Annotated in this window: 6 protein-coding genes and 1 pseudogene; 5 read left to right on the top strand and 2 right to left on the bottom strand. The window is 48.9% G+C overall.

Features of this window, described 5'->3' with window-relative positions; all coding sequences use genetic code 11:
- Positions 1-245: 245 nt before the first annotated feature.
- Together ACR0FE_RS23360 and ACR0FE_RS23355 are read left to right on the top strand one after the other, a co-directional pair.
- A complete protein-coding gene (locus tag ACR0FE_RS23360) occupies positions 246-1,040 on the top strand; it encodes a M15 family metallopeptidase (RefSeq protein ID WP_480915536.1) in 795 nt (264 codons plus the stop codon).
- Between the two features lie 247 nt (positions 1,041-1,287).
- Positions 1,288-2,045, top strand: a pseudogene (locus tag ACR0FE_RS23355) (IS5 family transposase).
- 36 nt (positions 2,046-2,081) lie between these two features.
- On the opposite strand, the gene ACR0FE_RS23350 reads toward ACR0FE_RS23355, so the two are convergent.
- Complete coding sequence (locus tag ACR0FE_RS23350) at positions 2,082-3,023, bottom strand: response regulator (RefSeq protein WP_170616387.1); 942 nt, start codon at positions 3,021-3,023, stop codon at positions 2,082-2,084.
- Positions 3,024-3,579: 556 nt separating this feature from the next.
- Between ACR0FE_RS23350 and ACR0FE_RS23345 the strand changes: the two genes are divergently transcribed.
- Together ACR0FE_RS23345 and ACR0FE_RS23340 are read left to right on the top strand one after the other, a co-directional pair.
- The gene (locus ACR0FE_RS23345) at positions 3,580-4,320 is read left to right on the top strand and encodes an acyl-homoserine-lactone synthase (RefSeq protein WP_480915535.1); all 741 of its coding nucleotides are present in this window, start codon (positions 3,580-3,582) and stop codon (positions 4,318-4,320) included.
- 403 nt (positions 4,321-4,723) lie between these two features.
- The gene (locus tag ACR0FE_RS23340) at positions 4,724-5,860 is read left to right on the top strand and encodes a response regulator (protein ID WP_480489682.1); all 1,137 of its coding nucleotides are present in this window, start codon (positions 4,724-4,726) and stop codon (positions 5,858-5,860) included.
- 63 nt (positions 5,861-5,923) lie between these two features.
- Here ACR0FE_RS23340 and ACR0FE_RS23335 read toward each other — a convergent pair whose 3' ends face one another.
- Positions 5,924-7,174: a cytochrome P450 gene (locus tag ACR0FE_RS23335; RefSeq protein WP_480854976.1), complete on the bottom strand. Its 1,251-nt coding sequence runs from the start codon at positions 7,172-7,174 to the stop codon at positions 5,924-5,926.
- A 386-nt stretch (positions 7,175-7,560) separates the two neighbouring features.
- Between ACR0FE_RS23335 and ACR0FE_RS23330 the strand changes: the two genes are divergently transcribed.
- Positions 7,561-8,994, top strand: a complete 1,434-nt coding sequence (locus tag ACR0FE_RS23330; protein ID WP_170616395.1) for a sensor histidine kinase — start codon at positions 7,561-7,563, stop codon at positions 8,992-8,994.
- Positions 8,995-9,095: the final 101 nt, after the last annotated feature.

The raw sequence follows: 9,095 nt of genomic DNA, 5'->3' as shown, positions 1-9,095 counted from the left end.
CGCGCTCGGCATACCCGTCACGGGAGCTGTGGGATAAGTCCGTTCGGGGAAAGGGGAACCTCGGCGTTCAGCCGATTTGTGCAACAGAGCCCTCGCAATCGCAAAGATCTCGAAGCCTTCGAAAATTTTGGATTTATGTTATTATACAACCCATTAGCTATAGTTTTCGATGGAGATTTTTTATATTTAAGCTCTCACGGGGTGGGAACAACGTTCCTGCGGAAGTCCAAAGATGGCAATATTTTTTGTTAAAGAATAACATCCCTCAAGTGGGCATCATCAATGCTATTTTCGGGAGCAATTCTGAAACAGGTACTAAGGTTTTTCAGATGCAGAATGGCTTAACCGCAAATGGCAGGGTGGATGAAAAAACTCTGAAAGCTGCAGCTACTTTGGGCTACAATATTCTGCCAAAGGACTACTACAAAAAACGGTCTGGGATCGACTGGCTACCCAAACCTGCTAAGCTGAAGTCGCCCACTAATGCTTGGCGAAACAAGAAGTTTACGGCTTTTGACTTTTTTCAAAAGTCCAAGCCGCCACGGCACGATGAGGAAGCTATCGTCGTAAAAGGGTCGCATGACGGAAAATCTTCAGATTGGGAAGAAGACTTCATCGTCAACTTTTACGACAACCGATTTGAGTTCGCTTCGGGATATAGAGGTTACATCAGGTGTCACAAGCCTATGGTTCCCAGGATCAAAAGCCTCCTTGATGATTGGGAGGACGCGAGTTTGCTTCACCTTGTTCTCAATTACGCAGGTTGCTTCGTGCCTCGTTACAAACGAGACAAGGCTCCCCATCCCACTAAAGGTCATGGGAAAAAGAGCAGTGCAAAAGTTAGCAATTTGAGCAACCATTCTTTTGGATCTGCAATCGACATCAGCACCCATTGGAACCGCTGGAAGAAGACGCCTGCGCTATGCGGGAACAAAGGGTCTGTCCGCGAGCTCGTCGAAATCGCGAATAATGCGGGTTTCTACTGGGGCGGACATTACAACAAGACCAAGGATGGAATGCACTTTGAAATGTCTAAGTGAGCGTTTTCCGCCCTGCCAGAAGCTGGCACCGTGTCCAATTCACTAGTTTTGTGAACCCAAAAACAACAGAAGCACCCTTTCTGCGGGTCACCACAAAAGGGGTGCTTTTAGATCAAGACACACGGGTTTCTGATCTGCTTGATTTTCCACAGCATGGACTTTTACAAGCGGAGGCAAGGTCTAGGGTCAGGACCCATTGATTTCCGCTTGGCTGCGTGGTTCACGGTTCGAAAATCGGGCGGTGACCATGTCTGATCTTTTCTGGCTGACTGATGCGCAGATGGCACTTCTTGAGCCTTTCTTCCCCAAGTCCCACGGCAAACCACGCGTTGATGATCGACGTGTGTTATTCGACATTATCTTCATTAATCGCAATGGGTTGAGATGGCGCGATGCCCCTTCGGCGTATGGCCCACACAAGACGCTCTATAACCGTTGGAAGCGGTGGAGCGACAAAGGCATCTTCGCCCGGATGATGGCCGGTCTGGCTGCCGAACACGGTGAAGAGAAGACCGTGATGATCGATGCCACCTACCTGAAAGCCCACCGTACCGCAACCAGTTTGGGCGTCAAAAAAGGGGGCGTGGATGCCTGATCGGTCGCACCAAGGGCGGCATGAACACCAAGTTGCATGCCATCTGCGACGGCCGGGGACGTCCGCTCAACCTGTTTATCACCGCCGGTCAGGTCAGCGATTAAATTGGTGCGCGGGCACGGCTGAGCGGCCTGCCGGATGTTGATTGGCTGCTCGGGGATCGTGGCTATTACGCCGATTGGTTCCGGGAAGCGATGAAAGACAAGGGGATACGCGCCTGCATCCCTGGCCGGAAGCAGCGGAAGAAACCGGTTAAGTACGACAAGCGTCGTTACAGACGGCGCAACCGGATCGAGATCATGTTCGGCAGGTTGAAGGATTGACGGCGTGTGGCAACCCGCTATGACAGGTGCCCGAAGGTCTTCCTGTCAGCAATCGCCCTCGCAGCACTCGTTATCTATTGGCTATGAGTCCTGACCCTAATCACCATCCATATATGCAGTTTTTCAAGCGATATTCGCCGCTCGACCCTCCGACATTTCAGCCATTTCGACGGCCTTGTCTATCAAGAACAACGCCTCCATCTTGGTTTTGGCTTTAAGCATAACTTCTTCGCTAACTTGGAAGCCAATTGGCCGACCTGAAGTGGTGTCACCGGAAATTTCTTTCAATGCCTCGGGAAGCGGAGCTCCTAACTGGTCCACGCTCAAATTAATTTGATTGTCGTAGATCACCAAGAACACGCCATTTCCCCAATAGGTCGCCACTTTACGCCCTTCCTGACTAGCTGACAGAACCGCTGTACCAGCTAAAGTCATGGCACTACGGAATTCGCTGACCGTGCTCGTCTCATAGATTTGTTCGGCGCCTATGCATTTCACCGCCACAAGCTTTGCAGCCATGGAGTGCATCGTTGAAAGCTGAATTACGTAGTTCTCAAATTCAGCTAACCCAATGAAACCGGGCAAATCTCCGAAACATTGCGGATCAATTAAGCGAACGTCCGGACTATTGCCAAAACACAACTCAAAATCCGCTTCAGCTTCCAGCACTTCGATTGCGGCTCTTCGTTCCGCTGCCATTCTATAGGCGTCAGACAACCTCTGCTTCAGGTCAGAGAACTCAAAAGGCTTTGTAACGTAGTCCGTTGCCCCAACTCCGAATGCTTCGTCGATGTACTCTTTTTGCACCATGGCGGTCACCATGATAATGGGCGTGTACTTGTATTCTGGTAATTTTCGCACTTCTTCGCAAAGAGTTATGCCGTTCATTTGCGGCATCTGCACATCCAGTAACAAGCAGTCGAACGCTTCGTTAGGTCGTGACAGTATTTCAATGGCCTCTGGCCCACTTCTGGCGGTGACGACGTCTTTATAACCGAACGCGTCTAGAACTCTATCTAGCAACTCCAGGATGCTAGGATCGTCGTCTACAGCAAGTATACGCATAACTTTTCACCAACCTTTTACGCCTCGCCAACCGTTGGGCATTGCAGACTTCAGGCAACGGTTGGCTGGCGCATGATACACTCAGGGTGTTCTCATCCTCTCTTACGAAGGCGGCAAAACGGTGACATAAGGTGGGCTTCCTTATGTCTGTGCATTATTTTTACCTTGTACAATTCTTCCCGTGCGAGAGCGCATACTGAAAAGCAAATCCCTCCAATTATTGATGCCATTATAACTTTGCTTCTATCAACCGTCACGACTGCCTCGAAATACTATCGGATAGCGAAACCGCGCCTGATCCATCAAAAATTTGAAAGGAATACATAAAAGAATCTATATTTTTCAGTGTGTTGCCAGACATGGGGAAATAATTGGAACCTGCGGGAAAAAATAGAAGCCAAGAACTTTCTAAAGTTTTTGGTCAGGCGGCGAAGGTAACCAAAGGAAGGGAGGAGATTTAGACACACCTATCCATCTATTCGGGCAACTACCGCATAGGGTTGTGGACTTGCTGAGTTGAATCTTGCCATAAGTGTGTCGGAAATATGAGTAAAATATGGACCAACCACTCAGGTATAAGCAGACATACCCGGTCCCGGAGGGGCTTCCGGAACTGACACCTGCTAACGGCACTTCAGGCGCACCAAATACTTTGGCGCGCCTACAAATTTTTGCTGTCAATAGCAAGCCGCCAAAGCCACGTGGCAACATTGGCCATATTCGCGCGACTACACTTAATTTTCGCAATATTTACGAGCATGGCACCCTTCTGGCAAAATACCTTGAAACCAGAAAATCAATTTTCATTGACCAGTTAAAGTGGCAAGTTGGTGAAGCTGACGGGATGGAATTTGACCAATACGACACACCAGCCTGTCGATGGGTTGTGTTGCATGAATTCGGTGAGGTCTTAGGAGGTGTGCGACTTCTGCCCACGACTGCAGAGTGCGGGATATATAGTTATATGCTGCGCGACGCGCAAAGAGGTATCCTTAAAGGAATACCAACTGACGTTCTATTTATTGACGCCCCGGTAAAGCGCTCTGTTTGGGAAGCATCCCGTTTCTTCGTGGCAAAGGATGTTGCATCGTCACGCAGGCTTCCGGTTCAACAGGAGTTGTTTCACCAGATGACTACTGTCGCGATGGAAGGTGGTGCAACCAGCATCCTGGGCATCGTCCCCTCAGTCTGGGCACGGTGGTCACGGCGACTGGGCATCAATGCCTCGCCTGTCGGCGCAAAGTTTTCCATCGATGGCACCATCAGTCAGTCGGTTTTATTCAACATCCACAAGTAAATGGAACACCTCACCCACTAGATTGTCTTATTTTCTCTTGGACGCCCGACGCATATTTCATTGCAACTAAGGTTGATTTTAAGACTATTGGGAAAACTCGGCTGTATTGCATTTTCGTGGGGTTTCCAGAGTCGATGCTTGGACTTCTAACCGTTGTTCAATTCCGTAGTTTTGCAATCGTATACTGCCCTTTGGCGCCAACAGATTGCCGAAATAATAACGTTACGAGAAAGCGACGCTAGTTCACAACAATAACTGGCAATTCGTTGTTGAGGCCGTTGGCGCCAAATAAAGGTCAAGAAAAAGCCCCTTTCTACGAAGACTTTCTCCATTTTTGCCGCTGTTTCGACCCACTCTCCTCATAAGTTTACCCCGTTATGAGGATATCGACGGTTCACCAGTTATGAGACATTCCACATTTGGCAGTGATCGGTTCCAAAGAAATCTAGAGCATCGAGCACAAAGAAAGACCGCACTTACTGTACTGGCGGTTGATGATGATCCTGACATCTTGAAATTGCTCCAGTCAGCACTTCCTGAACTCGAAAACTGCAATGTGGCTGCTGCCAGTTCAGCTGATGAAGCGCTTGGGATGATAGAAGCAGCAGAATCCCCGTTCGACTGTCTGCTTGTTGACATTCAGATGCCTGGAACCTCGGGGATAGAGTTGCTTTCACAAATCCGAAACCTGCCGGAAAATCTGGAAACACCTGTCATAATGCTGACTGCACTGGATGACAGGCAGAACATCGAGAAGGCATTTTTAGAAGGCGCGTTTGATTATGTAACTAAACCCTTCGACTTCTTTGAATTGCGCAGCCGTATGAACGCCGCTCACCTTCTGATGATGGAGAGAAAGAAAACCCAATCCTCATCGGCGTCGATAGAAAATCTTCGCAGTGAATTGGATTTCAACCAGAAATTCAATTTCAAGGATCCTTTGTCTATCGACGAGCAAGAACACTGCTTGGGGTATGTCGAATTCGACAACTATGTCGAGCAGCTTTCACGGAGGCGTCGATTTGACACCTGGGTCACCGCAATCAAATTTCGTGACGCCGAGTATCACTTTGATCTGAAGAATTTTGGTGATTTTCGGCGATCTGTTTCCGACATTGGATTCTGCATTGAAAGAACAACACAGGCTGCTGGAGGAATCTATTCCTATCGCGGGAGTGGCGCATTTCTCATTGTTACACATGGGCGGGAATGCACCCAGAATATTCCGACCGAAGCTTTCCTAAACCAAGAACTAGGGACTGTTCTCAGCAACCGCTGCGCATCTGTCCATCTTAAAGTGGTGAAAGGTACACCGGTATCGCTTCGTTCTTTTACGAAGGTTGGAGCATTCGCCTCTTTGGACATGGCTATCAAAAACGTAAATCATCGTGAGGCCAATCTCAGAAAGGGCCTGGTTACAACCTCTTCCACATTTTCTGAGCCCACACCGCATCGCAAAGAAATGGTCAACGATAGACTGTTTGATGTAGTCTTGCGTGAGCTGTACGGCGATAACACTTACCTCACTCGCCGGCAGTAAGCGAATTCTATCGCCAGGCCTGACGTCGATCAAAGGTCAGGCACTGGAGTTTAGATATCAACTTTATTCGCGAACCCGTTCGGCGTTGAGGATGAGTGGGCCACTGGTACGCATGGTGAATGTCAAAACTGGTTCCGGCAATTCAGACTCTGTAATCGAAAAATTTATTCGACGGAGCACCGAAGCCATAAGTACCATGATTTCAGTTTCAGCGTACTGAGCACCAATGCAGATTCTGGGACCATCTCCAAATGGAATGTACTGACCTCGAGGTAGTGTAGATCCCAAGAACCGTTCGGGTCGATAGTGGTCAGGAGCATCCCATAGTTTTTCGTTTCTGTGCAAAGAGTAAACTGGGAAGAACAGCGCGTCACCATTTGCAATCTTTACCCCTTTGATTTCAAGGTCGGCAGATGCGTCTCTAGCAAAGAACGCGGCTGAAGGGTAAAGCCGCAGCGTCTCTTTTACATGGGCGCGCAGGAGTGGCATTGCTTCCAGGTCAGAAAACTCCATTGGACCTTTTGGGCGAACCGACCGAATTTCTTGTCTAACCTTAGCTTGCATATCTTGGTGCAACGCCAGCAGATAATACCCCCAGGCCAGAGCGTTGGCGGAAGTTTCATGGCCAGCGACGACAAAGGTTAAAAGGTTGTCAACGGTTGTCGCTTCATCCTCGAAATCTGTTTTCAACGCCTCAATCATAAAATCAAGGAAGTCCTGTGGCTCGCTGCGGCTTTCGGCGCGACGCTGATCAATGACCTGTCCGGCGAGGTTCCGCATATTGGTGACCGGGGCCAGGCTGCGTAGCCAATTCTTGCGCGGCACCCACTTTGGCAAACCCATTAAATCGAAAAGAGACAAATCAGAAATGTACTCAAAATACTTGATCAGCCCCATGCGTATCTGCTCTGAACTGACTTTCTTGTTACCCGAAAAAATTACCCTAGAAATATTCGTCAACGTTGATGCAGGCGCAATTTGTGCAATATCTACAGGGCCTTCGTGTTCCGCCAATGAATCCGCAATCTCGACACCAGTCTCTGCAAAATGCCGGGCCAAAACCGGGAGGTTCCTGGCGGCGAATAGTGGAGAATACCTACGCCGCTGCTGACGCCATTTTTCCCCTTCAGAGAGTATCAACCCGTTGCCTACAGCCGATCCAATAATGTCTTTAGTGAACTTGGCTTTGGGAAAAGAACGGCCCTGCCCGACAAGTAACTCGGTTATTATTTCAGGATCACAGATATAGTGTATGTTCAAAGGCCCACGAACATAAGTTTCACGTAGAGTTTCGGCCGGGATGACTTCAAACATGTTTCGACCAGCGGACCTTGCAAACTGAAGCAGTGTCACCGGCTTTTTTGCAAGCCTAGCCGAAACAGGAGCGGCAGCGCCCTGCCCCAACTTCGTAAATTCAACAGCAGTCAAACCCCAACCCTTTAAGATTTTCTCCTTCTTTCTGGCACATTAAGATAAAAAAAAAACGCACTTAGCAACGAGATCGTCAATTTTGGGCGCCCCACACTGCATTTGCGCAACAAAAGTTTTTCAACCTCTCACACCAGAATCTTGCGTGAAACGCCAACAATCACGGTGGCCTTCAAAGGATTAGCGCCAAACTGTGAACCCAATTCAGACCAACTAAGTCCTCATTGTGCCGCTAATGGTACTGTCCAAGCGCAAAAAACGAAGACATTTAGATGACAGCCATCGACGCCAATCTACCGGACCGGGACTCCGGTGAAACGGAAAACCGGCTTCTGCAAAACATCATAGATTATACTGCCATGAGCTTTGCGCTTCTGTGGCAGCGGCAGGCTATTTATCTGGCCACGACCATTTTGACTGCGTTCTTCTTCGATCCCGTTAACGCCATGCTGTTCTATGGGACAATTCTCATTTGCGAAGCGCAAGATTTATTGCTGGCCAAACGCGTACCGCGCTTAAAGCCAGATCAGCACAAAGCAATTGGTATGATGGTTGTTTGGATTCTGTTGAACACGATCCTCAGTTCATCTGCAATCTGCCTGTATGCTGTTTCAGTTGCATTCGCACAGCCCGCCGGTGGTCACTTTACTCCAATGTTCTTCTTGTTCGCTGCGGCGTTGTTTGCAGCAATGAACAACCATCAGTTTCTGTGGGCAATGATTGTCCGTCTGACCATGTACGGCGTATCGTTCATGTTGATTGTCGTCAAGGATATCTGGACCGAACGCCCCGAGCTTTCATCTGAACTCTGGCTGCACTTCTTCACCGTTATCTTTGTAATGTACTTTCTGATTGACTGTTCGATGGTGTTCCTGAAGCTCTACCGCAGGAATTTGGAACAACTCGAAAAGCTCAAAGCAGAGCACGAAAGAACAAAAGCGGCCTACATTGCGAAAACTCAGTTCATATCGACAGTTAGCCATGAACTGCGCACGCCTCTCACTTCGATCAAGGGATCACTTGACCTAATCAACACAGGCGCATTGGGTGAAGCTCCAGATTCAATGCAAAGCCTCATTCATTTAGCAGGTAAAAACTGCGAACGGCTCGCATCCCTAATCAATGATGTGCTGGACATTCAAAAAATGGAAGCGGGCGAGATGAACTACCGTGAAGGAACTGTTGATGTACATGCGCTAATTCAGGAAGCGATTGCCTGTAACATGGGATACACCAGTGCTCACAACGTAGAAATTGTAGAAGACTTAAGAGGAAACAATGATCTGTACGTTAAAGGTGATGCTTCCCGCCTTCTTCAGGTGTTGGCCAACATTATCTCCAACGCAGCTAAATTCTCCCTTGATGGAGGCGAGATAACCGTCGGATGCGAGAAGGTCGGCGGGAATATTCGCCTCTTCGTCAAAGACCATGGCATCGGGATACCTGAGGGGTTCCATGACAAAGTTTTCGATCGCTTTTCCCAGATAGACTCCTCCGATGAACGTCACGCAGGCGGTACCGGACTCGGGATGCACATTTCAAAGGAAATTGTTGAGCATTTTGGCGGAACAATAGACTACAGAAGCAAACTTGGTGAAGGCACAGAGTTCTTTGTTATGTTTCCCGCGATAAGCGGGCACGAGGTAGGTTCCGCCGGAGCCGAGCACACCTCACTAACCTGCGCCGTGCAAACCAAGCAACTTTAGCCGAATCCCAGCTCTGTTGCACAAATCGGCTGAACGCCGAGGTTCCCCTTTCCCCGAACGGACTTATCCCACAGCTCCCGTGACGGGTATGCCGAGCGCGG

This window comes from Ruegeria sp. K7, from assembly GCF_056531785.1.
This window is presented reverse-complemented; position numbering and strand designations above follow the sequence as displayed.